Annotated in this window: 21 protein-coding genes and 2 tRNA genes; 6 read left to right on the top strand and 17 right to left on the bottom strand. The window is 48.0% G+C overall.

What is annotated here, in order from left to right:
- Positions 1-2: 2 nt before the first annotated feature.
- From FCL47_RS11310 to nadB, 13 genes are all read right to left on the bottom strand, one after another.
- A complete protein-coding gene (locus tag FCL47_RS11310) occupies positions 3-1,130 on the bottom strand; it encodes a beta-ketoacyl-ACP synthase III (RefSeq protein ID WP_136813602.1) in 1,128 nt (375 codons plus the stop codon).
- 217 nt (positions 1,131-1,347) lie between these two features.
- Positions 1,348-1,785 carry a co-chaperone YbbN gene (locus FCL47_RS11305; RefSeq protein WP_136813601.1) on the bottom strand — a complete coding sequence of 146 codons (438 nt, stop codon included), beginning with the start codon at positions 1,783-1,785 and terminating at the stop codon, positions 1,348-1,350.
- Positions 1,786-1,883: 98 nt separating this feature from the next.
- A complete protein-coding gene (locus tag FCL47_RS11300) occupies positions 1,884-3,089 on the bottom strand; it encodes a pyridoxal phosphate-dependent aminotransferase (RefSeq protein WP_136813600.1) in 1,206 nt (401 codons plus the stop codon).
- Positions 3,090-3,107: 18 nt separating this feature from the next.
- On the bottom strand, positions 3,108-4,499 hold the full coding sequence (locus FCL47_RS11295; RefSeq protein ID WP_136813599.1) for an FAD-binding oxidoreductase: 1,392 nt from the start codon (positions 4,497-4,499) through the stop codon (positions 3,108-3,110).
- A gap of 32 nt (positions 4,500-4,531) precedes the next feature.
- A complete protein-coding gene (locus FCL47_RS11290) occupies positions 4,532-5,197 on the bottom strand; it encodes an amino acid ABC transporter permease (protein WP_167496465.1) in 666 nt (221 codons plus the stop codon).
- 2 nt (positions 5,198-5,199) lie between these two features.
- Positions 5,200-5,964, bottom strand: a complete 765-nt coding sequence (locus FCL47_RS11285; RefSeq protein WP_136813598.1) for an amino acid ABC transporter ATP-binding protein — start codon at positions 5,962-5,964, stop codon at positions 5,200-5,202.
- A complete protein-coding gene (locus FCL47_RS11280) occupies positions 5,964-6,644 on the bottom strand; it encodes an amino acid ABC transporter permease (RefSeq protein ID WP_136813597.1) in 681 nt (226 codons plus the stop codon). Before FCL47_RS11280 ends, FCL47_RS11285 begins: the two co-directional genes overlap by 1 nt.
- A 116-nt stretch (positions 6,645-6,760) precedes the next feature.
- Positions 6,761-7,510, bottom strand: a complete 750-nt coding sequence (locus FCL47_RS11275; RefSeq protein WP_136813596.1) for an ABC transporter substrate-binding protein — start codon at positions 7,508-7,510, stop codon at positions 6,761-6,763.
- Positions 7,511-7,675: 165 nt separating this feature from the next.
- The gene (gene ychF / locus FCL47_RS11270; RefSeq protein ID WP_136813595.1) at positions 7,676-8,776 is read right to left on the bottom strand and encodes a redox-regulated ATPase YchF; all 1,101 of its coding nucleotides are present in this window, start codon (positions 8,774-8,776) and stop codon (positions 7,676-7,678) included.
- Positions 8,777-8,961: 185 nt separating this feature from the next.
- Positions 8,962-11,367 carry a glycoside hydrolase family 65 protein gene (locus FCL47_RS11265; protein WP_136813594.1) on the bottom strand — a complete coding sequence of 802 codons (2,406 nt, stop codon included), beginning with the start codon at positions 11,365-11,367 and terminating at the stop codon, positions 8,962-8,964.
- A gap of 80 nt (positions 11,368-11,447) precedes the next feature.
- On the bottom strand, positions 11,448-12,194 hold the full coding sequence (locus FCL47_RS11260) for an HAD family phosphatase (protein WP_136813593.1): 747 nt from the start codon (positions 12,192-12,194) through the stop codon (positions 11,448-11,450).
- Positions 12,195-12,395: 201 nt separating this feature from the next.
- Complete coding sequence (locus tag FCL47_RS11255; RefSeq protein WP_136813592.1) at positions 12,396-13,460, bottom strand: hybrid sensor histidine kinase/response regulator; 1,065 nt, start codon at positions 13,458-13,460, stop codon at positions 12,396-12,398.
- A gap of 30 nt (positions 13,461-13,490) precedes the next feature.
- Complete coding sequence (nadB, locus tag FCL47_RS11250) at positions 13,491-15,062, bottom strand: L-aspartate oxidase (protein WP_136813591.1); 1,572 nt, start codon at positions 15,060-15,062, stop codon at positions 13,491-13,493.
- 220 nt (positions 15,063-15,282) lie between these two features.
- Here nadB and FCL47_RS11245 point away from each other — a divergent pair, with 220 nt between their 5' ends.
- The 3 genes from FCL47_RS11245 (at position 15,283) to mltB (ending at position 18,352) form a co-directional block, all read left to right on the top strand.
- The gene (locus tag FCL47_RS11245) at positions 15,283-16,068 is read left to right on the top strand and encodes a ParA family protein (protein ID WP_136813590.1); all 786 of its coding nucleotides are present in this window, start codon (positions 15,283-15,285) and stop codon (positions 16,066-16,068) included.
- A complete protein-coding gene (locus FCL47_RS11240) occupies positions 16,061-16,921 on the top strand; it encodes a ParB/RepB/Spo0J family partition protein (protein ID WP_136813589.1) in 861 nt (286 codons plus the stop codon). Before FCL47_RS11245 ends, FCL47_RS11240 begins: the two co-directional genes overlap by 8 nt.
- A gap of 264 nt (positions 16,922-17,185) precedes the next feature.
- Complete coding sequence (mltB, locus tag FCL47_RS11235; protein ID WP_136813588.1) at positions 17,186-18,352, top strand: lytic murein transglycosylase B; 1,167 nt, start codon at positions 17,186-17,188, stop codon at positions 18,350-18,352.
- 217 nt (positions 18,353-18,569) lie between these two features.
- Here the strand turns inward: mltB and FCL47_RS11230 are convergent.
- Positions 18,570-18,661, bottom strand: a tRNA-Ser gene (locus FCL47_RS11230).
- A 17-nt stretch (positions 18,662-18,678) separates the two neighbouring features.
- Positions 18,679-18,764 (bottom strand) — tRNA-Ser (locus FCL47_RS11225).
- Between the two features lie 179 nt (positions 18,765-18,943).
- On the opposite strand from FCL47_RS11225, the gene FCL47_RS11220 reads away from it, so the two are divergent.
- From FCL47_RS11220 to FCL47_RS11210, 3 genes are read left to right on the top strand one after another with little or no spacing between them, the layout of a single operon-like run.
- On the top strand, positions 18,944-20,497 hold the full coding sequence (locus FCL47_RS11220) for a sigma-54-dependent Fis family transcriptional regulator (RefSeq protein WP_136813587.1): 1,554 nt from the start codon (positions 18,944-18,946) through the stop codon (positions 20,495-20,497).
- A gap of 4 nt (positions 20,498-20,501) precedes the next feature.
- Positions 20,502-21,044 carry an epoxyqueuosine reductase QueH gene (locus tag FCL47_RS11215; RefSeq protein ID WP_136813586.1) on the top strand — a complete coding sequence of 181 codons (543 nt, stop codon included), beginning with the start codon at positions 20,502-20,504 and terminating at the stop codon, positions 21,042-21,044.
- Positions 21,045-21,074: 30 nt separating this feature from the next.
- Entirely contained in the window at positions 21,075-21,752 is a 678-nt protein-coding gene (locus tag FCL47_RS11210; protein ID WP_136813585.1) for an XTP/dITP diphosphatase, read from the top strand.
- 4 nt (positions 21,753-21,756) lie between these two features.
- On the opposite strand, the gene FCL47_RS11205 is transcribed toward FCL47_RS11210, so the two are convergent.
- The gene (locus FCL47_RS11205) at positions 21,757-22,788 is read right to left on the bottom strand and encodes an NAD(P)H-dependent glycerol-3-phosphate dehydrogenase (RefSeq protein ID WP_136813658.1); all 1,032 of its coding nucleotides are present in this window, start codon (positions 22,786-22,788) and stop codon (positions 21,757-21,759) included.
- Positions 22,769-25,318, bottom strand: a complete 2,550-nt coding sequence (gene gyrA, locus FCL47_RS11200) for a DNA gyrase subunit A (RefSeq protein WP_136813584.1) — start codon at positions 25,316-25,318, stop codon at positions 22,769-22,771. The genes FCL47_RS11205 and gyrA overlap by 20 nt, the downstream gene beginning before the upstream one ends.
- Positions 25,319-25,504: the final 186 nt, after the last annotated feature.

Below are 25,504 nucleotides of genomic sequence, written 5' to 3'. Positions count from 1 at the left end.
TATTAAAGAACTATTCGCCGCACAATGATATTGCCGACGGAGTATCCGGCGCCAAAGGAACAGATGACACCGAGATCATGTTCTTTTAAATCATCATGATTCTTATGAAAACAGATAATCGATCCGGCCGAGGCGGTGTTGGCATAGGTATCGAGGATGGTGGGCGTTACATCTGTGGTGATCTCGGTGCCGAGCAATTTTTTGCAGATCAGCTGATTCATATTGAGATTTGCCTGATGCAGCCAGACCCGCTTTAAATCAGACGGGGCAAGGTTATGCCTGGCCAGATGACTGAGAATGATTTCTGTTGCAAAAGGCACCACCTCTTTAAAAACCTTCCTACCCTCCTGGACGAAAAGCCTTTCTTTTTCAGAGCCCTGATCGGGTGCGGTGCGATTGAGAAAACCAAAGCCGTTATAGATATTAGTGGAGTATTTGGTCGCCAGTTTTGTGCCGATAATCTCAAAGACATCTCTTTTACTGCAGTGTTCCTCCTGCTCGATAATTACCGCCGTACACACATCACCGAAGATGAAGTGGCTGTCTCGATCACGAAAATTCAGATGACCGGAGCAGATTTCCGGATTGACCATGAGAATGGCCCTGGCATTGCCCCGGAAAATAGAATCAACCGCCGTTTGGATCGCGAAGGTAGCCGAAGAACAGGCGATATTCATATCAAAGGCAAAACCGGCAATCCCCAAAGCCTCCTGCACTTCAACGGCAATTGCCGGGTAAGGGCGTTCCATATTGGAGCAGGATACAATGACCGCATCGATATCCTCCGGCTTCTTGCCCGCCCTGTCCATTGCTTCTTTCGCGGCCGCGACACTTATTTCGCATTGCAGAGACCCGTCCTGTATTGACCGTTTTGGCAACTGCGGACACATAATCTTCGGATCAAGAACCCCGTCACGATCCATGACAAACCGGCTTTTTATACCCGAGGCCCTTTCGATGAACTCGGCACTGGACTCCGTTAATGGCTGGCAGGTTCCGGCACCAATCTCATCCTGGTTTTCGTTATTAAAATTCCGGACAAATGTATTAAAGGAAAGGACAAGTTCTTCATTGGTAATTGAAAATGGCGGAGTGAACACTCCGGTGCCGCTGATGACAATTCTGGCCATAACTCTCCCTGCGGTTTAATTAAAAGTAGGAAAAAAGTGACACATAGGAACCCGAGCCACTCTTGCATACCATATTGCATGATTTTATGAAGACGACAACTGGCAACCTGCAGAGCTGTTATTTTTCCACACGGCAAGGTATTGGCACGACAACGCAAACGAAAAATATCGGCACGCTGCGGGGAAAAACAGTGACCAGAGATGCTGCAAGAGTGGCTTATAAATTCTGCAGCTTCTGCTCCAGAACATACTGGCCAACAGCGCCGGCAATCTGATCGACAAGGCTGCCGTTCTTAAAAAACATGAAGGTCGGCACTCCCCGGATATTGAAAAATGCGGCAATCTGCTGGTTTTTGCTGGTATCGACCTTGGCGATGATAAACCTCTGGGTATGCTCGCTGGCCATAGCATCGACTATCGGCAGCATCGTCCTGCAGGGACCACAGGTTGGCGAAAAAAAATCGACCATGACCGGCAAGGGAGCCTGCTTGACAAAGTCATGGAAGTCGTAATCACCAAGTTCCACCGGCACACCTTTTCCCGTCATATTAAGCGGGACATGACAATGGCCGCATTTGGGATGCAGAAATTGTTTACTGGCCGGAATTCTATTCTTCTTGCCGCATGATGCACAGGCAACAATGAGAGTATTCACGAAATTGCCTCCTGGTTGTAATTGCCGGTTGTTATCGATTCATTTTTGTAAATTCAAATACCTCGCCTGATAGGTGAGAGTATAAGCTGGCTGCAGGATCAGGGCAAGGTGGGGGCTGCCGTCATGCACCATTGTTCTATGCGGTCAAAGGCCTCATCGATCACCGTCAATTCACCGCCAAAAGACAGGCGCAGATGTCCCTCCCCGCCTTGACCAAAAGCGCCGCCGGGAATGGTAATAACCCTTGCCTCCTCGAGCAGGCGGGTGGCCACCTCCTGGGATGAGGCTGCCTGAAACAGGTATCTGGCCATGACATAAAATGCACCTCTGGGCGGCACATAGGAAAAATACTTCTGCAGCCTGTCGAGGCGAGCGCAGCACAGAGTCCGTCGTTTGACCAGCGCATCGCGCATTTCTGCAACACACTCCTGGTCTCCGTCAAGGGCGGCAAGGGCGGCAAACTGCGATGGTGTCGGGGCACAGATGGCTGTTGCGTCATGGACTTTCATGATCTGTTCCATCCATATCCCTGCCGCGGCAACCCAGCCCACCCGCCAGCCGGTAAGGGCATATTTTTTGGAAAGAGAAGAGATGGAAATCACATGATTGCGAAAGGCATCGATACTGAGCGGATTCACCGGCATCCCGCCGTCATAGACCATATAGTCATACGCCTCATCGGTGATGACCACAAAATTATGGGTAACGGCCAGTTTACAGAGGGCAATGGTTTCCGCATCAGAGAAAACTGTCCCGGTCGGATTACCGGGATTGCACAGCATTATGGCCCTGGTTTTGGCGGTAATCGCTTTACTGATCGCCGCCAGATCCAGGCCCCAGGCGCTGGTTAACGGCACGAATACCGGAATGCCCCCGGCGAGTTGAACCTGTTCGATATAGGAGGCATAGGTGGGAGAAGGCAGAATAACCTCATCACCCTCGTCTACCACCGTCATGACCGTGGCCAGCAGAGCCTCCATGCCGCCGACAGTGACACAGACTTCTCTTTCCGGGTCTATTGCCACATTTTTTTCCCGGAGCATATACTGACTGATCTGTCTTCGCAGCGCGGGCATCCCGGTCTGCAGGGAATAATGACCGCTGCCGGGGTCCTCCCGCAGGGCCCTTATCACCGCCTCGACAATATGCGGCGGCGTGGCAAACGAGGGGACCCCCTGGCCGAGAGAAACACAGCCGCCTATTCCAGCGGCAAGAAGCGCCATCTGCTTGGTGGCTGACGGAGAAATATTGCGCACTCTTCTGCTGAGGCGCGTCGAATCGTTAGTGTGCCGGGAATGTGTCATAAGCTCTATGGCCCTGCCTTAATCTTCTGGAAATATTTTTCCCGGGTTTAACACCAGGTTCGGATCGAACAACTTTTTGATGCTTCTCTGCAGCTCGATACTGTGGGGCGACAGCTCCATCGACAGATACGGTGCCTTGGCCAGACCGATGCCATGTTCGCCTGAAATGGTCCCCTGTAGCCGTAAAGTCAAGTCAAGCAGGGCCCTGGTACCCTCATGGGCCAGATCCTGCCTGTCGAGGCTCTGGGTGGTTATATTGAGGTGGATGTTACCGTCTCCCGCATGTCCGAAGGCAAAGACCTCAATGCCGTATTTCTCTTCATAAAAAGGCAGCGCATCAACCAGTTCGGCAATGGCGGTAAGAGGAACCACGATATCCTCCGGAATGTACAGCTTTGCATAGTCATGGATGCGCAGACTCACCTGGCGACGGACCGCCCAGATCTTTTCCCTCTCTTCGGTACTGTTGGCTTTAATCAGCTCGATGGCTGCTTCCGCCCGGGCAATTGCGCAAATAGCCTCCATTTCGGCCGCAACCTGGCTTTCGGGTCCATCGACCTCGACGATCAAGATGGATGATTTGCCGGGAGGCAGAGAAAAAGGCAGCAGCTCGCCGATAAGAGACAGGCACCGATGGTCAAGAAACTCTATGGCGCTGGGCAGGTATCCCTGACCCATGATTGCCGCCACACAGTTCATGGCGGACACCATGTCGCGGAAAACACACATCATCCCTTGGGTGGCCGCAGGTTTGGCGAGCAGCTTCAGGGTCAGCGAGGTGATAATCCCAAGCGTCCCTTCGCTGCCGACCAGCAGATTCGTCAGATCATAGCCAACGACCCCCTTTCTCGTCTGTACACCGGTCGTTATCAGCTGACCGCTCGGAAGGACTGCCTCCAGGCCAAGAATATAATCACGGGTGGTACCGTATTTGACACAGGCCGGGCCTCCGGCGTCGGTTGCCGCATTGCCGCCGATAGTGCTGAGATCCATCCCGGCCGGATCAGGCGGGTAGAACAGGCCAGCTGCATCTGCTGCCAGGCGTACCTGCTGGCTGATAACCCCAGGTTCGACCTTCATGACAAAATTTTTCCCATCAATCGCCGTGATCCGGTTGAGTCCTCCGGTGAGCAGCACCACTCCGCCAAGAGACGGCAGGCATCCACCGGCAAGTCCCGACCCTCCGCCGCGCGGGGTGACCGGAAAACGGTAGATATTGGCCAGCTCCAATAAGGCTTGAATATCCCCGACACTCTGGGCCCGGACAACCAGCTCGGGGGTGTAGGTCAGGGTGGAGGCATCGCCGGCAAATTGAGCAAGTTCCGCAGGGGTGCTGAGAATTAATTCAGGGGCGATTCTTTGCCGTATGGCGGCTTTGATCGTATCGGTAACAGGAGAATATTGAACCATGGCGGATAACGGTAAAGGTTACAACTTCGATCTCAATGATGACCAAAGCCTGGAATGAAAAGGCGCTGTTCAATTTTTTTGAGAATGATAATAGCGAGGGAAACCAACCCGAGGTAATAGAGGCCGATTATCCCGAAGACCTCGGTAAAACGAAAATACTCGGTGGCAATGGTTTTCCCCTCTCCGGTCAATTCGATACAGGTGACGATGAACGCCAGAGAGGAATACTTGATCAGATAGATAATTTCGTTGCCGCAGCCATGAATGGCCCGGCGCACTGCCTGGGGGATAATGATCCAGACAATGGTCTGGAACGTGGTAAAGCCCAGAGCCTGGCCGCCAAGATATTGACCGCTTTTAATCGACAGGAGCGCCCCCCGCACATACTCCGACTGGTAGGCCCCGCTGCAAAAGGTAAAACCGAGAACAGCGGCAACATAGGGCGTCAGGTAGATACCGATATTAGGCAGGCCGAAATAGAGGACAAACAACTGGATAACCAGCGGTGTCCCGCGAAATACCGCGGCATAGCAATCCGCAATTGTCTTGAGATATCTGTTGCCATAGGTTCGTATGGCACCGGCGACAATACCGATCAGGACTCCGCCTACCGCTGAAGGGACGATAAGGGCGATGGACATGACCAGCCCGCGATTGAGGCTTACAAACAGTTCCTGGTAAAAGGGTGACAGTTCCACGCTTAGCCCTCGACCTCGGAGAGTTCGTTGAGCCGGTCACAAAACCCCTGGGATTTACTTTTATTGCCGGCGGCGAGAAGTGCGGCCGGCGGGCCCTGCTCGACTATCCTGCCGTTTTCCATAAAGAGTATCTCATCGGCCAGATTATAGATCAGGCTGATCTGGTGGGTGGCCATGATCATGGTCATCCCTTTGACGGCCAGACCTTTGATGACGCTGATTACTTCGCCGATCAAGGTAGGATCCAGAGCGGAGGTCGGTTCATCGAGCAATAAAATCTTCGGGTCCATGGCCAATGCCCTGGCGATAGCCACCCGCTGTTTCTGTCCCCCGGACAGTTGTGCCGGATAGAGGGTCTCTTTGTCGCCCAGGCCGACCTGCTCGAGTTCCAGGCGTGCCCGTTTTTCGGCCTCTTTTTTCGGCATCTTTTTTACTTTACGCAGGGCAATGGTAATATTATCGAGAGCAGTCAGGTGGTCAAAGAGATTGAAATCCTGGAAAATCATGCCCACCTGCTGGCGCAACCGGTAGATATCCTGCTTCCGGGTGAACTGGATGCGCGCATTATCCAGCTCGATCTCGCCGGCATCCGGCACGACCAGACAGTTAATGCATTGCAGCAGGGTACTTTTCCCTCCCCCGGAAGGACCGATAAGGACCTTTATTTCGCCCTTGGCCAACTCGATGCTTACCGAGTTGAGAATTGTACTGTCCCCGAAAGATTTAGAGAGATTGTTCACCCGAAGAATCACCATTTTTTCAGTCATTATTGATTTCCATGCTGAGAATAGCCCGGAATACGGACATATTGTTCTAGTTTTCGCAAACCGATGACCCCGGCCCAGGTGAGGAGAAAATAGATAATTCCGGCGGTAATGTACAGGGAAAGGTGCTGGTAGGTACGAGAGGCAACAAACTGGGTCCTGGCCATAATCTCAGGTGCCCCGATAACAAAGGCCAGCGCGGAATCCTTGAGGATGATGGAATACTCATTCGACCAGGCCGGAATCGACATCCGCAGTATCTGCGGCAGCACGATGTTCTTTATTGCCTGCATATCGCTCATGCCAAGACCGCTGGCAGCCTTGAACTGACCATGGGGCAGCGACAGGATTGCTCCTTTGAAAATATTGGCCTGATAGGCGCCGGTGGTCATACCCAGGACTATCGAAACCGTGGCAAAGGCGCTGAAATTGAGACCCAGAAAGGAAAAGAGACCGAAATAGAAGAGAAAGAGCAGAACCACCACCGGCACACCGCGGAATATCCAGACGTAGGCGGTCAATATATATCGGATAAAACGATTGCCATAGACAAGGCCGACCGACATGAAAATACCGATAAAAAGGCCAAGAAACATGGCGAAGACCACTATCCCGGCGGTAAGAAATGATCCCTGCAGAAGATATGGCAGGGAATCAAGGACGACGGATAAGGCATTTTGCATCGAGTTACCTGGACGATTGAGACAAGGATGGTTGCAGCAGTGACGGGTTAAAAACCGGAAACGCAAAAAGACGGGTCCACATCAAAAGATTGCTGTGGACCCGTCTTCCTCTCGCCCTATTTGTTTAAACCGTATTTTACAATCAGTTTATTCCATTCGGGAGTGGCCATAAATTTAGCAAGAGCCTTGTTTACTTTTTCCAGCAGCTCTTTTTCATCCTTGCGAACGGCATAGCCGAATTCTTCGTCATGCATGCCGAACGTACCGATAATGTGGACGTCTTTTTTAGAGGCCGCGTCTTTTGCCGGAGCATCGTCCATTGCTGCCGCATCAATTCTGCCGTTGAGTACATCCTCTATGGCAAGAGGTGAGGAGCTGTAGTAGCGGAGTTCAAAATTCCATCCCTTCTTCGGTGCCTCTTCCTTCAACCATTTGGCCTCGGAAGTTCCCTGCTGCACGCCAATGGTTTTTTTACCGGTTAAAGCCTGATCAACGGTCAGCGGAGAACTTTTCTTGGTGACCATAACCTGTTTGATGACCCAGTACGGAATGGTAAAATTGACCTGCTTGGCCCTCTCTTCGGTAATACTCATCCCCGATGCGATGATATCGATTTTTTTGGTCAGCAGGCTGGTAATAATTCCATCCCATTCGATTGGCTGATGGGTAACTTCCACACCGATATCTTTGGCAATCCAGTTCATTGCTTCCACGTCAAATCCACTTGGCGTGCCGGTTTTGTCGATAAAGGCAAATGGCGGGAAATTTGCGTCAATACCATTAACCAATTTCTCGGCACCAAACGAGCTCCCCGCAAAAACCAGTGTCAGCAAACTGCACAGAAGACATAAATTTTTTCTCAGCATTTTCCCCTTCCTTTGTTGTTAGTTTTCTTTATTGTAAAGTTCTTTCCACACCCACAACCCTCATTGCAGGCCTTTTAACATATCCTATTTTGATTATTTGGTAAAAACCTAAAATAGCTGCTCGGGTAAAAACCAGAACAGCAGGGCCGGCTCCGTTCAGAAGGATCATGCACTGGTCAAAAACACCGTTACTTCTCCATCCCGAAAAACGTAGTCTTTCCCTTCTGTTCTCAATTTTCCCCGTTCCCGGGCGGCAGCCCACGACCCGGCCGCAACCAGGTCGTCGTATGGAACCACTTCCGCCCGGATAAAATGTTTTTCAAAATCGGTATGGATGACCCCGGCCGCCTGAGGTGCCCTGGTGCCCTGCTTTATTGTCCAGGCACGGGTTTCTTTTTCACCGGTGGTCAGAAAAGAGATAAGGTCCAACAGGGAATACGCTGTCCGGGCAAGACGGGCAAATCCGGATTCTGTTAAGCCCAGTTCCGCCAGAAAGACTTCCGCCTCCATTTCGTCCATTTCCGAAAGTTCGGCCTCAATTTTAGCAGAGACGCATACCAGGCCATCACCGTGACAATCGGCAAAAGCTCTCAATTTGCCGACATAGGGATTGTCAGCGCCGTCCGAGGCGAGATCGTCCTCCCCCACATTGGCGACATACATGACTTTTTTACTGGTCAGCAGTTGCATCTCCCTATCCAGCAGTATTTTCTCCTGCTTATCGAGCTGTGCGATTCTGGCCGGTTTTTCCGCTTCAAGCATAGCTTTAATTTTTAATAAACCACTCAGCTTTATCTGGGCATCCTTATCCTGTCCCCGTGCTTTCTTTTCCTCCGACAATACCCTCTTTTCGACCACATCCAGATCTGACAGGATCAGCTCCAGATTGATTGTTTCTACATCGCCAACCGGGTCTATTCCGCCGTGAACATGGGTTATATTGTCATCATCAAAGCAGCGGACGACATGGGCAATGGCGTCAACACTTCGAATGTGCGCAAGAAACTTATTGCCCAGCCCTTCTCCTTTGGACGCCCCCTTCACCAGTCCGGCAATATCGACAAATTCAATCGTGGTGGGAATAATTTTATTCGAGGTGCCGAGTCGTGCTAAAACATCAAGTCGTCGATCGGGAACACGGACGATGCCAACATTGGGTTCAATGGTGCAAAACGGATAATTACTCGCCTCCGCCCCAGCCTTGGTGAGGGCATTAAACAACGTTGATTTGCCGACATTGGGCAAACCGACTATTCCTATTTTCATTCCAGGTACTCCTGCTGTTTTTACAATTGAGATATCTGCGGGGTTATTGCGTTATTCTGCCACGCTTCTTACAAGCAAACAACAAGCAGGAACGAACCAATCACGCCAGAACTAAACCGGACGGTTGTACCATTAACAGAGGTTGTGTGCATTATGAATCTCGCATAATCGTTGCAGATTGGCGATCACAGATCACACTGGAGCGGACCCGGCGCTGCGCCGGCATAGGCACAAACCGCTTCGGGGGATTGTGAGGTCAATTCCACCTTTTTATCGTTATGGTGGAAGCTCAGGTTCGGTCCATTTACAAGTCGATAAATGGCTTGACCGGGAAGAATTTCAACCTCCATAAAGCTTTTTCGAACCGTCAGACGGAAGCGAAACCGGGTGCAACGGTCAGGCAGTTTCGGGTTGAAGGAAATCGACCCACCATAATCCCGCATGCCGGCATAACCGTAGACCAGCACCATCCATGCGGCGCCGATGGAGGCGATATGACAACCCTGACCGCTGTTGCCGCCGACATCGGCCAGATCCATCAAGACTGCAAAACGGCCATATTCCTGAGCCTTCTCGTTGTTGTTGATCTCGGCGGCAACAATAGCCTGAATACCGACGGAAAGTGAGGAATCGCCAGTGGTGAGTCGATCATAATAATCAAAATTTCGCTCTTTCTCTTCGGCGGAAAACTGATTACCGAGCAGAAAAAGGGCCAGGACCAGATCAGGCTGCTTGATCACCCGGTGCCGGTATATCACCAGCGGATGGTAATGGAGCAGCAGAGGGAAATTTTCCGGGGGCGTTCCTGCAATATCCCACTCTTTTTTTTCTAAAAAAGTGTCATCCTGGAGATGAATCTGCAGTTCATCGTCGTAGGGAATGTACATTTTATCGGCGGCCCGCTGCCACTCCTCCACTTCCGCATACACCAGGCCGGTTTTATCCACCAGGAACTGGTAACCAGCCGCATCTTTTTGGCGCAACTCTTCCACAGTGGCAGCGGCATACCGAAGATTCTCCCTGGCCATAAGATTGGTGTAGGCGTTGTTGTTGACCACCGTATTATATTCATCAGGACCGGTCACCCCATGAATGCAGAACTGCCCGTTTTGCCGCTCGGAAAAAAAACCGAGGTCACACCATAGCCGGGCGGTTTCTACCAGCATCTCGACGCCTTCCCGGTAGAGAAATTCGAAATCTCCGGTCACCTCGACATATTTTTTCAAGCCAAACATGATATCGGCATTGATATGGTACTGGGCGGTGCCTGCCGCGTAATACGCCGATGCTTCCTCGCCGTTAATGGTTCGCCAGGGAAAAAGAGCACCTTTCTGATTGACGTCCCTCGCGCGCTGTCTCGCCTGATCGAGCATGCCGTAGCGAAATTTAAGCAGGTTTTTGGCAATGCGGGGTTTCGTATAGATGAGGAAAGGAAGCACATAAATCTCAATGTCCCAGAAATAATGGCCTTCATAGCCCGTGCCCGTCAGGCCTTTAGCCGGAATTCCTGTGCCCTCAGTCCTCATCGATGCCTGACAGAGCTGAAAAAGATTCCAACGAATGGCCTGCTGCCATTGTTCGGTGGTACGCCCCCCCTGTTTTCGCCTTTCGGTCACCGCCATCTGGACATCGCTGGCCTGCCAGTAGTTATCCAGAAAGAGCTTTTGTGAATTCAGAATCGTTTCGTAGCCGTTTTCTTTTGCCCGACGCAGAGTTCGTCCGACCCGCTTGCAAAGATCTTCTGGCGCTGTGGTACTGGACGTATGAAAACTCATCCACTTGATAAGCCGAACCGGGCTGTTCTGCCGGGCATCTATGGTGAAAACGACATTGCCTTCCTCATCGGCGGCTTCGTTCTCCGCGGTGATCACATTCTCCGTTTCAACAGAGTGATCTATGCCGCAGCCGAGGCTCATACCACTGTTTTGGGTACGAAAACCGAGAATAATCTGCATTTCTTCGGCCATTCTCGCCTGAGGAAGCAACACTTTTTCCCTAAATACCCTGGTTTCCCGGGGATCCCCGTCAGTTCCCCTGATAGTGCGGTGGGGGGTAATTTCCGACAGGATAACCACAGAAGCATTACTGTTCAGAATAGTCACTTCATAATTAATAATGGCCAAATGCCAATGTTCAAAGCTGACCAGACGGGTCGATTTGATCGACACCAGTTTGCCCGAGGGCATTTCCCAGAGAATATCCCGGGTCAGGGTGCCTTCTTTCATATCAAGCGTACGATTGAAAGATTTCATGTCGGCGGTTAGCAGACTAAAGGGTTCATCATCGACAAAAAGTCGGATTATCTTTAAATCATGAATATTTACAATGGTTTGCCCGGTCTTAGCGAACCCGTAGGCATTTTCACCATAGATAATTGGCCAACTTTCATAAAAACCATTAATCAACGTTCCATGATTGGCAAAGGGTGTCCCTTCTTCGGACGTTCCGCGCATGCCGAGATAACCGTTGCTCAAGGCGAAAATCGTCTCCATCTGGCCAAGAAGCGACGGATAAAACTCTTTTTCGATAATTTTCCATTCATCGCCCGGATAAATATATGAAGGCGGATTGAGTCGTTCTCGATAGAGCATGATCCCCTCTGCATGTTTTCAAGCATTTTCAGACAGAGTAATTCCGCGAAATTCGATGGCCTATGCGGGAAAATCCGGATCTATACGATGAAACATTTCAGATCCGTCACCACAATATCAGCGCCGTTGTTCCGCAGGGCCGATGCATTTCCCAGGCGATCGACACCGATCACCAGGCCAAAGTTACCGCGCCGTCCAGCCTGCACCCCGGCAATGGCATCTTCGACAACCACAGAACGCTTCGGCTGAACACCAAGCATATCCGCTGCCTTTAAAAAGGTGTCCGGGTGCGGTTTGCCCTTTAATCCCAACTGTTCGACCGTGACACCATCTACCCGAATGTCGAATAATTTCTCAATATTAGCCATTTGCAGGACAAGCCGGCAGTTTTTACTGGAAGATACCACCGCAGTCTTGAAGCCATTGGCACGCACATGACCTACAAGTGCCAGTCCATCCTCCAGTACTTCAACACCCTTCTCCTGCAGGACAGTGTTAAAAATTTCATCTTTTCGACAGGCCAAGCCCCGGACAGTATGCTGACCACAAGCGGCAGAGGAATCCCCCAATGGCAAGGAAATGCCCCGCGACGCGAGAAAATCGGCAACTCCTTCCTGCCGCAATTTTCCATCTACATATTTGGTGTAATCGGACACGGGATCAAACGGGACAAAGACCTGTTGCGTGGATATGGCATGGTCTCGCAGAAAATCATCGAACAGCTTTTTCCAGCAGGCGGCATGGACTCCTGCGGTTTTTGTTATGACACCATCCAGATCGAACAAAACGGCATCAAAATGACTTTTCGAGAGGGTAGCATTGCGCATGGCTTTGTCCCGCCGTCAGGAAAGTATTCAGTCTTTTTTAATAAAACACCCCATATATCCTGCAGCTAACACACTAATACAATTCGTGAATCGTGCAATACGTCATGCATCGATTAGAACCTGATGCTTCAAACTATACCCGGTCATGGATGCAACGGTATCTGTACCAGAAGCAAGAAAACAACGAATTCAAGCGGGTCCTTAACAGGGCGGTTGATTCTTTACGGTGATTTCATAGAGAACCCCGCCGTTCTCTCTATTTCTACAGGTGATTTGGCCGCCGTGTTCTTCAATGATTTCCTTGGCAATTGCCAGACTCAGCCCGGTTCCCTGATGATGATGCAAAAGATCAGATGAAAAGAGACCGTCAAACCTCCTTTCGCTCAAGGCCACGTCCGATCCGAGACTGGCATCGCCCACCTGAATGAAAAGATCCGCTGCTTTCTGCTGGCAGTTGATCGTGACCTGCTGCTTTTCGGGACATTCTTTTATTGAATTATCAACAAGATACCTAAAGGCCTCTGTTAAAAGAGTCCAATCCGCAAAAAGTTCTATCTTCTCATCACAACTGAAAATCACTCGACCAGCGGACAGCGAACCACTTAACTCATTGATAATATTGTTAATAACTAAATATGGCGCTTTTAACGAGGGGTTGAGCAGTATGCCGTCTTTAATGGAATAATATCGCGAAATTTTCTCTACCAGCTCCTGAATCTTCAATCCGGATTGTCGCACTAACTCGACGTAGCCTTTTGCTTTTTCGGAAAGATCCTCCATGTTGCTGAGCAAATCACTGCCCATGATTATCCCATTGAGGGGGGTCCGGGTTTCATGCCGTAATATGTTTAATGCCGTTGTTTTCAGTGTATCTACTTCCTCTATTCTATTGAGCTTGGAATACACTTCTAGTTTGGCAACAAGCTCTCCCTCATCGTATGGCTTGGTGAGGTAATCATCGGCTCCCGCTTCATACCCCTTCAAGCGATCATCAATCAACGACATACCGGAAATCATAATTATCTTGGAAAACCTATGCTCTGACTGTGCTCGTATACGGCGGCAGACTTCATAGCCATCTATCCCGGACATTTTCACGTCTAGCAAAATTATTTCCGGAATGTATGCGCTAAGGATCTGCAAAGCCTCCTCCCCAGAGGTTGCCCATCTACATTCATAGCGATGATGAAAACGTAATATCTCCAGGAGTATCTCGACATTTAACGGTTCATCGTCAACGATGAGCACTTTAATATTTTTTTTCATATATTGGTCCTCTGGGGATACGATGTTTTCTCAGTCAGACTCCCCGACATCAACGGCCGGGTAATCGAGAATATAATGCAGCCCCTTCGACTGTTTTCGCGCCAGTGACGCCTCAATTATCAATGATGCCACAAGCGATATATTTCTCAATTCAAGCATGTTCGGGGTTATTTGAAATTTTTCAACGATCTCTTCAATTTCTTTTCTTACTTCTACTATCCTTTGTTGGGCAATCATCAATCGGGACTCCTTTCTGACAATGCCAACATAATTCCACATTACTCTTCGAATAACATCCCAATTATGATTTATAAGAATTTCCTCATCAATTTTTTCTTTGTCAGCATTATCATAATGATAACAATTGTTATTTTCCAGCTGCATAATTGACGGCCAGTTACTTTCACAATATCTAAATACGTTTTCCGCGTAAACAACAGCTTCAAGCAGACTATTGCTCGCCAAACGATTTCCACCATGCAATCCTGTGCACGACGTCTCACCCAAGGCAAAGAGACCGTCGATCGTGGTTCGACCATGAATATCGGTTTTCACCCCACCACAGAGATAATGCGCTGCAGGCACAACCGGAATCGGCATTTTTGCGATGTCTATGCCCAGAGACAGACATTTTTCATAAATAGTTGGAAACCGCTCCTTTAAAAAGGCCTTTTCCTTATGGCTAATGTCGAGATAAACACAATCCGCTCCGGTTCTTTTCATTTCCGTGTCAATCGCCCTGGCAACTTTATCGCGAGTTGCCAATTCCATATCCACCGGTTCATACCTTGCCATAAATCTATTATTATTTTCATCTACAAGAATCGCACCTTCGCCTCTAACCGCCTCTGAGATAAGAAAATTTTTAGCCTGGTGATGATACAGGCAGGTTGGGTGAAACTGAACGAATTCCATATTGCTCACCGCCGCACCGACACGATGCGCGACCGCCACCCCGTCCCCGGTTGCAATATCGGGGTTACTTGTGTAAAGATAGACCTTTCCTGCCCCACCAGTGCAAAGAACCACTATTTTTGCTAAAAAAACTTTAACTGTCCCCAATTCATCGATTACATATGCCCCGACACATCTTTTCTGTGATATTTCCCGTTGAGTCGTTTCTTGCTGTTCTGTGATCAGATCGACACACATATGGTTTTCATAAAGAGATATCTTCTTATTTTGTTCCACACTTTCGATCAAAGCCCTTTCAATCTCCCGCCCCGTCAAATCGTAAGCATGGGCAACTCTTCGTTTGGAATGTCCGCCCTCTCTTCCCAGACTGAGATTTCCATCTTTTTCCTTTACAAACTTAACACCTAACGCAATAAGCTCCTTGACGCGCTCAGGTCCGTTTTCAACGACCATTCTCACCACTTTTTCATCACACAAACCGTCTCCAGCTTTTAGTGTGTCATGGATATGATCGGCAAAACTATCTTCACTATTCAAGACAGCCGCAATTCCACCTTGCGCAAGGTTCGTTGCTGTATCAACTTCTTCTTTTTTAGTTATAACATTTACCGTCCCCAGCCGTGACGCCTTCAACGCAAGAGATAAACCAGCAATGCCACTTCCAATAATCAGAAAATCTGATTCCATTTCACACAACCCCCAAGAGAAAAAATGTTTCACGTGAAACATATAATTAACAGAAAAACAGCAACAAAACCTAAATGTTTTTTGCCAAAAATAGCAAGACCTTGTTGTTTTTGAACAAAAAAAGGCATTAAAAACAGCCAAAACAGAAAATTTATGGAGATATTTTTAGTTGGACCGATTATTTTGCGCTCATTAAAACTTTTCCTTAAAGGAATAAACGATGAATCCGTCTGCAAAAATTATCGCGATTGCAAACCAAAAAGGTGGGGTTGGGAAAACGACAACGTCGATCAACCTCTCTGCTGCCCTTGCGAAAAAAAGAAAAAAAGTACTACTTGTCGATTCTGACCCTCAAGGGAACGCTTCTAGCGGGATCGGGGTAAACATGAAAAAAGTGAAAGCCCACCTTTATCATGCCTATTCCGGCGGTTATTCGAGCACTGATATCCTCAGAAAAAGCAGCGTAAATAATCTTGACATACTTCCGTCAAGCATAGATCTCGTTGCAGCAGAAATAGAGATGATATCAGTGGAAAACAGAGAAACGAGACTGCGCCTCTTGTTGGAACCGGTACTTGGCTTGTATGATTATATTGTAATAGATTGTCCGCCATCGCTTGGACTCTTGACGGTGAACGCCTTGACATCAGCAAATTCTGTGCTCATTCCAATGCAGTGTGAATATTTCGCCATGGAGGGACTTGCACAACTCGTCAATACCATACGATCGGTGAAAAAGTCCTTTAACAAATCCCTCTATATCGAAGGATTGGTTCTGACTATGTTTGATAAGCGTAACAGGCTCACCCATCAGGTTGCAGCAGAGATAAAAACCCATTTCAAAGACCAGCTTTATAAAACGGTAATTCCCAGGAACGTCAGACTCAGTGAATGTCCAAGTCACGGACAGACCATTATCGATTACGACAAAACTTCCACCGGCGCGGTCTCCTATATGAACCTCGCTAAAGAGTTCCTGACCAATCAGAGGAAATATAATGAGTAAGAAAACAGGACTGGGCCAGGGAGTTGGCCTCCTTTTCGGTGAAGAGCAGGAAAAATTTTTTGAGTGTAATATAAACAAGATAATACCGAATAAGTACCAACCACGTACACACTTCAACGCCGACGATCTCCAGGAGTTGGCTGATTCGATTCGGGAAAAAGGCGTTATCCAGCCACTGATAGTAACATCCGGACCGAATGATGATTTCGAACTCATCGCGGGTGAAAGAAGGCTGAGAGCTTCAAAACTCGCAGGTTTAACCCACGTACCCGTCATCGTGCTTGATGTTGACCAAGAGGATAGTCTACTCGAGTTAGCCCTCATTGAAAATGTGCAGAGGACCGACCTCAATCCCATAGAAGAAGCGGAAGCTTATAAAAAACTTATCGAAAAATTCGGATATACCCAGGAAGAAACGGCAAAAAGAGTGGGGAAACAACGCTCAACAGTTACTAACATGTTGAGATTACTAAAACTTCCTGAAATTATACGGCGAGATATAACAGATGGGCTTTTAAGCGAAGGTCATGGCCGTGCCCTGGTAAAGCTGGCAGACGAACCGCTAAAAATTCAAGAGATCAGAAATGTTATTATTAAAAATGGACTTTCGGTTCGCCAGACAGAAAAAATTATTAAAAAAGCAACTCTTACCCATTCAAGGCCCAAAAGACCGATCCAGCCTCCCGCTGAGGAAATACCACTCTCCTATAAAAACTCTTTGGTCACACAACTGACCAATCGCTTAAACTCAAAGGTGGCGATTACCCAAAATGGTACCAGAGGCAAGATTGAAATAGAATATTATTCGCTAGACGACCTCGACCGAGTAGCAGATTTATTGCTGGGAGAATAATGAGTGCAAATGAGCAATCTAAAGCAGTTTCAAATTAGTGTGCATTACGTCTATTTTGCTCTGGTTTTGACAGAGAGGAAAATCACTCTGCACTGATTGGCCGTTGCATCATTTTGCTGCAACACCCAAACTATGATTATCTCCGACAAGCCAGAGCCATCCGCACTGTATTTTATTGCTATTTTCGTCAATCTGATATTAAATCACCATCTAATAACTTACCGATAATACACACCTCTCAAGAGTAATTTCAAACGATTTGCGATGTTCATAACCTTCAGCTTTCTGCGTTTATATCCTTGTTCCTGCAATCATCCTTTTCTGCGGTCGTCCTTCCTGAAAAGGATTGCCGTCTGTGGAACCCTGGCATTTTCTCTTTTTTTATCTGCCTGCGGAGGTCACCAGGACGACAGCCAAAGGGTAATAGCCAGCCAGCAGCCACAACATTTAGCAACAGAGACCAGGAAGCCGCAGGCACCGGTTGGTTCGTATTCAGCCCAATCGGTATCAGGTCATTTTGCCGGGTATGCATCCGTCAATCAATTCATTGAGGAGATGGCACAGAAGCACGGTTTTGAGCGCGACTACCTGAGAGGGCTTTTTTCACAGGCACAACGCAAAAACTGGACCCTCCGATATCTGACCAAATCCGATCAGGCCGTGAAGGGAAAGCCTTTTCCAGGAGGATGGACCCGATATCGCGCCAAATTCGTTGATGAGAAGCATATTGTAGAAGCAGTGGATTTTGCCCAAAACTATAGTTCCGCACTTCAACGTGCCTCCCGGCAGTACGGCGTTCCTGAGGAGTATATCCTTGCCATTCTTGCTGTCGAGACAAGATTTGGTGGCAATGTCGGTAATCACAGAGTTATTGATGCCTTGACCACGCTGAGCTTTGATTACGCACGCCGGGGCGAATATTTCCAGAGTGAACTTGAAAAATTTTTACTGATGACCAGAAACGAAGGTCTTGATCCGGCTGAACCGGTAGGATCTTTTGCCGGAGCCATGGGACTGGGCCAATTCATGCCCAGCAGTTTTCTGACATGGGCGGTTGATTTCAACATGGATGGACACCGGGATCTTTGGGATCCGGAAGACGCGATCGGCAGTATTGCCAACTATTTTGCACAGCATGGCTGGAAGTCCGGACAACCAGTCGTAACACCCCTTCTAACTCGAGGCACGGTTGCCCTGGAACCTGGTCTTAAAAAACAGTATACCATGGCCGAAATCGAAAGGGCGGGGCTGCACCCAGCGCGGCCAGACAACAGCGAAGGACCCTTCCACCTGCTCCTGCTGCATCATGCCGGATATGATCAATACCTTATCGGACATCCTGATTTTTATACCATTACCCGCTACAACCACAGCGTCTATTATGCGATGGCTGTCCATGAGCTGGCGCAGGCAATCAAGCAACGGCTGTAATAGTGCTTAATATCAAGAGACTGTCTTTGGTGAAGCATTTTTTGGCGATTCGTCAAATTTACCAGAAATAGGAATTTCCGTAAGAAAAAAAGGTACCTTTGCCGATCAGCTGCAAGACAGTTGATCCCTCAATACCGATTTCAGCTTTTTGAGACCCGCAGGTCGTTTGGAAACATTGGAATATATTGCAAGTAATACGAGGACTTACAGGAATTACTGGCGGAGAGGGAGGGATTCGAACCCTCGGTGGAGTATTACCCCCACACTCGCTTAGCAGGCGAGCACCATCGGCCTCTCGGTCACCTCTCCACGCAATAATAATTTTTTGGCGGAGGAAGTAGGATTCGAACCCACGGTACTTTCGTACAACGGTTTTCAAGACCGCCGCCTTAAACCACTCGGCCATTCCTCCGTGGAGGACTTTGTACCATCTGCTCTTGTTTATGTCAACAATATGCATTCGAAAATATTTGTCTTGCTGTTGTTTTTCACAATTATGTAATATTCATTCGATAAATCCGCTTCCTTTTGTTATTATCTTGCAAAAATAACTAGCAACTTACTCCTCTACCAGCGATTTTCTTCATTAATATGCCTCCTACAAGTGATATATCCAGACAGTTAGAAGACCTGACTGCCCTCTATGAAATTACCAAACAACTCGCTTCTTCCCTGGAACTCCGTGATTGTCTCGAAAAAACCATGCAGATTCTTTCCGAAATGAAATTAATGGAAAACGGAACTGTAACAATTGTCAATCCGACCACCGGCAAACTGGAGATAGAGGTCGCTCACGGCTTGACGGCTGAGGGCCGAAAAAGGGGAAAATATAAGATAGGCGAGGGGATTACCGGCCGCGTTGTTTCTACAGGCCAGCCAATAATTGTTCCACAGATTTCTGATGAACCTCTTTTTTTGAACAGGACCAGAGCCCGGGGAAATGTATCTGAACAAAAAAGATCTTTCCTCTGTGTACCCATCAAAGACGGCCATAACATCATAGGGGCCCTCAGCATAGATCGTTTTTATGAAGATGGTATAGGTGAACAGGCAAACACCGATCTGCAATATTTGACGGTTCTTTCAAGTATTATTGCCCAGACAGTCGTACGCATCCAGAAGGTCAACAGAGAAACCGAAGAACTGTATACAGAAAATCTTAAATTAAAAAGAGAGCTCTCGGAAAAAAATAAAATCAACGATATTATCGGCAACTCGAGCAGGATGCAGGATGTTTACGAAATGATACACCGGGTGGTCGATTCCAATGCAACCGTGCTGCTGCGCGGTGAATCCGGTACGGGTAAAACCCTGGTGGCCAAGGCCTTGCATTATAACGGCAAAAGGCGGGCAAAACCTTTTATAGTGGTTAACTGTTCGGCACTTCCCGAAACTCTTCTTGAATCCGAGCTGTTTGGCCATGAGAGAGGTGCTTTTACCGGAGCAACTGATCGAAAAATCGGCAGATTCGAGCAGGCGGAAGGAGGAACGCTCTTTTTAGACGAGATTGGCGAAATCAGTAATTCGGTGCAGGTTAAACTGCTGAACGTCGTCCAGGAAAGAACCTTTCAGCGGCTTGGATCCACCAAACAACTCACCTGTGACGTTCGTCTTGTTGCCGCGACCAACAGAGACCTTGAAAGTGCAGTGGCCGACAAAAGCTTTCGTGAAGATCTCTATTACCGCCTCAATGTTTTCCCCGTCTACATGCCGCCGCTTCGTGAGCGACGCACGGATGTTCTGCTGATAGCAGAATTTTTCCTTGCCAAGTATGCCAAGGAAAACAACAAAAATATCAGAAGGATATCTACCTCTGCCATAGATATGCTTATACAATATCATTGGCCCGGCAATGTCCGGGAATTGCAAAACTGCATAGAACGTGCGGTCATCATCTGCGATGGCGATACTATTAAAGGAATTCATCTGCCGCCGACTCTTCAGACCGCGGAATCTTCCAAGAGAGAAAATCCGTACTCTTTATCTGTAGCAGTTGAAAATTTTGAAAAGGAACTCATTGTTGAAGGGTTAAAACGAAACAACGGAAATCAGACCAAGACGGCCAAGGATCTCGACACCAGCCTGCGAATTATCAACTATAAAATTCACCAGTACAATATAGACCCGAAAAATTATAAAATATAAGCCGATGCGTGTCTTACTCCATGTTTGCTGTGGTCCCTGTACCATTTATCCACTCACCGTACTGCGTGAAGAGGGTGCCTCGGTTACCGGCCACTTTTTAAATCCCAATATTCATCCTTTCAAGGAATTTCAACGCCGGCTTTCCACCCTGGAGGACTACGCCGCAGAGAGCAAACTGCCGCTCATTATCGAGAAGAAGTACGGTCTTACCGATTTTGTGCGCAGGGTCGCCTTTTATGAACAACAAAGATGCTCTATCTGTTATCGTATGCGTCTTGAAAAAACGGCATCGCTGGCCAGGGAAAATGGATTTGACGCTTTCACGACAACTCTGCTCTACAGTAAATACCAGGGCCATTCGCAAATAATAGCCCTCTGTGAACAGTTGGCCCAGCAATACAACGTTTTGTTTTATTATAAGGATTTCAGGGAAGGGTGGCAGTATGGTATCGACATATCGAAAGAACGCGAGATGTATCGTCAACCATATTGCGGCTGTGTTTACAGTGAACAGGAACGATACGACAAAAGCCTGCGCAAGGGCTGATTTCACTTTTTCGGTTATGAGGTAATTTTTATGCTTTCCATTTTGGTTGTAGCAACTCGCAACAAGAATAAACTTCGTGAATTTCGCGAAATACTCAAGGATCTCCAGATTGAAATACGCAGTCTCGATGACTTTGGCCCGACTCCGGAAGCTATCGAAGATGGCGATTCTTTTGATGAAAATGCTTATAAAAAAGCCATTCATACAGCCAAGGTCCTTGGTCTTCCGGCAATAGCTGACGACTCCGGTCTTGTTGTCGAGGCCCTCAATGGGGAACCGGGCGTATATTCAGCCCGGTATGCCGGCGAAAATGCCACCGACGAGGAGAACTGCCAAAAATTGCTCAAGGCCCTGCAGGGCGTTAAAAACCGCCGGGCTCATTTTCAATGTGTTCTTTCTATTGCCGTACCGTCAGGCCCTGCGCTGACCTACGAAGGGAAATGCGATGGTATAATAATTGATGAAAAGAGGGGAGAGAATGGTTTTGGCTATGACCCTCTTTTCTATTTTGAAGAACTGGGCAAAACCTTTGCCGAACTGTCCATGGAAGAAAAGAACAAGGTGAGTCATCGGGGTAAGGCTTTAGCTGAAGTTAAAGCCGAAGCGACAATGATAAAAAAATGGCTGGAACAGCGTCTACAGGAAGAAAAACCGCCCAAACCTGATCACAGCCAGTTTGCGCATAAAGACTGGTCCGATGAGATGTAGCGCTTTACTCGACTTTTAATTCTCTGGTTAAGAGGTCTTTTACGGCCTCCGAACAGCTTTTTCCCTGGTATAGTATGTTGTAGACCTGCTCAAGAATGGGCATTTCTATCTTCATTTTTCGGGCGAGATGGTAAGCGGACAGGGTCGTTTTTATCCCTTCAGCGACCATGTCCATTTCGCCGTTAATTTCATCGAGAGTTTTTCCCTTCCCGAGTTTTAAACCGACTGTTCTGTTTCTGCTCAGATCTCCAGTACAGGTGAGCAGGAGATCGCCAAGCCCGCTTAAACCGGCAAAGGTTGCCGCTTCGGCGTGCATGGCTGCTCCAAGACGTTGTATTTCAGCAAGTCCGCGGGTTATCAGCGCCGCCCGGGTGTTCAGTCCATACCCCAATCCATCGCAGACTCCAGCGGCAATTGCTATTATATTTTTAAGAGCCGCACTTATCTCAAGTCCAATAACATCGGAACTGGCATAGACCCTGAAAAATTCTGTCACAAAGACCTGCTGCATTTCTTTTGCCACCGCTAAATCCTTGAAACCGATAGTGACCGCTGTCGGCACCTTCAGGGCAACTTCCTTGGCAAATGAGGGCCCGGATATAACCCCCAGTTGTATATTTTTGGGGATGTCACTCTGTGTGGTGAGGATCTCACTCATGACCTGAGTCATGGTCATGAGTGTTGTATTTTCAATGCCTTTCACTGCAGATACAATTCGGCAATTCTCCATGAGGAAAGGGACCATTGCCGCAAAGACCCGGCGGTACGCATGGGAAGGTACCGCCATGACAATGAGGGAGGCATTTTCCACTGCCTGCCGCAACGGGTGTACGACCTGCAGATTTACCGGAAACAAACTGCCAGGAAGATATTTTTTATTTTCCCTGTCGCTGATCAGCTTGTCGACATGGTCGCTGTTATGCCCCCACAGACAAACGGCATAGCCCTTTCCGGCCAGAAGAATCGCCAGCGCCGTTCCCCATGATCCCGCACCAATTAGTGCAATTTTACCGCCTTTATTCAGACTGTTCTTCATCTGTGCCGGGCTCTGTGTCATCACTTTCACTGATTTCAACGTTGTTTTCGTCATCGACGATTTCCTCGTCGTCATCGCTGCTGGTGTCTTTGGCCACACTATCCATACTTACAACCCGCTCATTTTCATCGAGATTAATCAGTTTTACTCCCTGAGTACTCCTGCCTATGACTCTAATGGTACTCAAGTCCATGCGGATCATTTTGCCCGAATCAGCAATGAGAATGACCTCTTCCTCATCATCTACCTGCTTGGCCGCAATGACATCGCCGTTTCGCTCACTTCTCTTAATCCCTCTTACGCCCTTGCCGCCGCGTTTCTGGAGCCGGTATTCTTCAATAGGACTTCTTTTGCCAAAGCCGTTTTCGGTCGCAATAAGAACCGAGTTATTGGAATTAATGACAATCGCGCTGACCACAATGTCGTCAGCCCCGAGCCTAATCCCCATTACCCCCGCTGCGGTCCTGCCCATGGTTCGTATATCGGATTCCGCAAAATGAATACACATGCCTTTTCTGGTAACAAGCAGAATGGTGTCATCGCCGTTGAGCAGATGGGCGGCTATAATTTCATCACCCTCATTGATGGTCAGTGCTCGTTTTCCTTTGCGCAACGGTCGGCTGAATTCCTGCAGACTGGTCTTTTTAATTCGACCGGATTTAGTGACCATGAGAATGGTTTTTTCATTTGATTCATCATCAAAACTCACTATTGGCAGAATTGCGGCAAGTTTTTCGTCTTCCGCCAGGTTGAGCAGGTTGACGATTGCTTTGCCCCTGGCAGTTCTGCCGGCAGAGGGCAGCATATATACCTTTCGCCAGAACACCTTGCCCTGATTGGTAAAAAACAAAAATGTGTCGAGAGTCGAGGCAACATAGAGGTCGGAAACAAAATCTTCTTCAATATTCTTAACCGCGGTTACCCCTTTACCCCCTCTATTCTGCGAGCGGTAGAGCGAGACCGGATTACGTTTTATATACCCTGAGTGGGTGATGGTAACCGCCATATCTTCAGGGGCTATCATATCTTCTGGAAGAATTTCATCGGTAGCGTCGATTATTTCTGTCCGGCGATCATCACCATATTGTTCCTTCAGTTCGTTAAATTCATCCTTGATGATCTGCATGACCAGCTGTGGGTCGGCAAGAATTGCTTTTAAATTTTTAATTTCCTCCATTATTTCTTCGTAGTCCCGGACAATTTTTTCCCTCTCCAGTCCAGTCAACCTCTGCAGGCGCATATCGAGAATAGTCTGCGCCTGGATTTCACTGAGGTCATATCGACGAATTAATTCGTCTTTCGCTTCCTGCGGACTATTCGAAGCCCTGATCAGCGCTACCACATCATCAAGATTATCCAGGGCTATCTTCAACCCTTCCAGAATATGGGCTTTTTCTTCAGCTTTTCTCAGTTCGAAGGCGGTACGACGATAGATTATTACCTTTCGATGAACAATAAAATGTTCAAGAATTTGTTTAATATTGAGTATTTCAGGTTTGTTATTAACGATGGCCAGCAAAATGATGCCAAAAGACTTCTGCATCTGCGTCATCGAATTGAGCTGATTGATGACAATATCGGCAATCTCGTCTTTCTTCAGTTCAATGACTACACGCAGCCCGTGTCGGTCCGATTCATCGCGAACTTCGGATATGGAATTGATTTTTTTATCTTTGACCAGCTCGGCAATTTTTTCGACCAGACTGGCTTTATTCACCTGATAAGGAACTTCGGTGATGATAATTGCTTCTCTTTTCCCCTCTTTTATCTTTTCGATATGGGTGAGCGCCCGTATAACAATAACGCCTTTGCCGGTCTCATAGGCTTCTCTTATTCCTGCTCTACCGCAGATCTGGCCTCCGGTGGGAAAATCCGGACCGGTGATGATAGACATTATCTCATGAACCGTAATATTCGGATCGTCTACCATGGTGATCAGGGCATCTAACACCTCAGTAAGGTTATGCGGCGGAATATTTGTCGCCATGCCCACGGCAATACCCGAAGATCCGTTAATTAATAAATTAGGAATCTTACTCGGCATAACCGCCGGTTCATTCAGAGAGTTATCGTAGTTAGGAATCCAGTCAACGGTCTCTTTGTCGAGATCGTTGACTATCTCCCTATCAATCCTCGTCATTCTCGCTTCGGTATATCGCATGGCCGCCGGAGAATCGCCATCCATGGAACCGAAGTTGCCCTGTCCATCAACGAGCGGATATCTCAGAGAAAAATCCTGGGCCATTCGCACGATAGTGTCATAAGCGGCAGTATCGCCGTGGGGATGATACTTACCGATAACATCACCGACAATTCTGGCTGATTTGACGTAGGGACGGTTAAAATGGACTCCTAATTCCCGCATCGCGAAAAGAGCTCGTCTGTGTACCGGCTTCAAACCATCGCGAACATCCGGCAGAGCACGGCCGACGATGACACTCATGGCATATTCGAGATAGGATTTCTGTAGCTCTTTTTCTATGGATATTGTCGGAAACTGCTCACTACTTTTCTCAGTATCTGCGCTCATAAGTAAATATCTGCTTTTTAATTAACTTGGTTGAAAATGGGCACCATTGTATGTCCCATGTATCGAGGTTCGTACCTCTGCACACTATTTTTCCTTTTTACAGGGAACATAGTGTGCAGCGGATACTTACACCCAAAAAGAGGGGTACTAAAAGAGCCTCTTTCTCTTTTGGGCATTGTAAATAAT

The sequence above is a fragment of the Desulfopila sp. IMCC35006 genome (assembly GCF_005116645.1).
Classification (GTDB): domain Bacteria; phylum Desulfobacterota; class Desulfobulbia; order Desulfobulbales; family Desulfocapsaceae; genus Desulforhopalus_A.
Note: the sequence above shows the minus strand (reverse complement) of the source record. Positions and strands in the feature narration are given on the sequence as shown.

What these genes read in the sequence shown, in the direction of transcription:
- FCL47_RS11275 (WP_136813596.1), bottom strand. Translation starts at nt 7,510, where the DNA reads ATGCTGAGAAAAAATTTATGTCTTCTGTGCAGTTTGCTGACACTGGTT.
- FCL47_RS11240 (WP_136813589.1), top strand. Translation starts at nt 16,061, where the DNA reads ATGAGTAAGAAAACAGGACTGGGCCAGGGAGTTGGCCTCCTTTTCGGT.
- nadB (WP_136813591.1), bottom strand. Translation starts at nt 15,062, where the DNA reads ATGGAATCAGATTTTCTGATTATTGGAAGTGGCATTGCTGGTTTATCT.
- FCL47_RS11285 (WP_136813598.1), bottom strand. Translation starts at nt 5,964, where the DNA reads ATGACTGAAAAAATGGTGATTCTTCGGGTGAACAATCTCTCTAAATCT.
- FCL47_RS11205 (WP_136813658.1), bottom strand. Translation starts at nt 22,788, where the DNA reads ATGAAGAACAGTCTGAATAAAGGCGGTAAAATTGCACTAATTGGTGCG.
- FCL47_RS11300 (WP_136813600.1), bottom strand. Translation starts at nt 3,089, where the DNA reads ATGACACATTCCCGGCACACTAACGATTCGACGCGCCTCAGCAGAAGA.
- FCL47_RS11210 (WP_136813585.1), top strand. Translation starts at nt 21,075, where the DNA reads ATGCTTTCCATTTTGGTTGTAGCAACTCGCAACAAGAATAAACTTCGT.
- gyrA (WP_136813584.1), bottom strand. Translation starts at nt 25,318, where the DNA reads ATGAGCGCAGATACTGAGAAAAGTAGTGAGCAGTTTCCGACAATATCC.
- FCL47_RS11220 (WP_136813587.1), top strand. Translation starts at nt 18,944, where the DNA reads ATGCCTCCTACAAGTGATATATCCAGACAGTTAGAAGACCTGACTGCC.
- FCL47_RS11265 (WP_136813594.1), bottom strand. Translation starts at nt 11,367, where the DNA reads ATGCTCTATCGAGAACGACTCAATCCGCCTTCATATATTTATCCGGGC.
- FCL47_RS11280 (WP_136813597.1), bottom strand. Translation starts at nt 6,644, where the DNA reads ATGCAAAATGCCTTATCCGTCGTCCTTGATTCCCTGCCATATCTTCTG.
- FCL47_RS11310 (WP_136813602.1), bottom strand. Translation starts at nt 1,130, where the DNA reads ATGGCCAGAATTGTCATCAGCGGCACCGGAGTGTTCACTCCGCCATTT.
- mltB (WP_136813588.1), top strand. Translation starts at nt 17,186, where the DNA reads ATGTTCATAACCTTCAGCTTTCTGCGTTTATATCCTTGTTCCTGCAAT.
- ychF (WP_136813595.1), bottom strand. Translation starts at nt 8,776, where the DNA reads ATGAAAATAGGAATAGTCGGTTTGCCCAATGTCGGCAAATCAACGTTG.
- FCL47_RS11215 (WP_136813586.1), top strand. Translation starts at nt 20,502, where the DNA reads ATGCGTGTCTTACTCCATGTTTGCTGTGGTCCCTGTACCATTTATCCA.
- FCL47_RS11255 (WP_136813592.1), bottom strand. Translation starts at nt 13,460, where the DNA reads ATGAAAAAAAATATTAAAGTGCTCATCGTTGACGATGAACCGTTAAAT.
- FCL47_RS11260 (WP_136813593.1), bottom strand. Translation starts at nt 12,194, where the DNA reads ATGCGCAATGCTACCCTCTCGAAAAGTCATTTTGATGCCGTTTTGTTC.
- FCL47_RS11295 (WP_136813599.1), bottom strand. Translation starts at nt 4,499, where the DNA reads ATGGTTCAATATTCTCCTGTTACCGATACGATCAAAGCCGCCATACGG.
- FCL47_RS11245 (WP_136813590.1), top strand. Translation starts at nt 15,283, where the DNA reads ATGAATCCGTCTGCAAAAATTATCGCGATTGCAAACCAAAAAGGTGGG.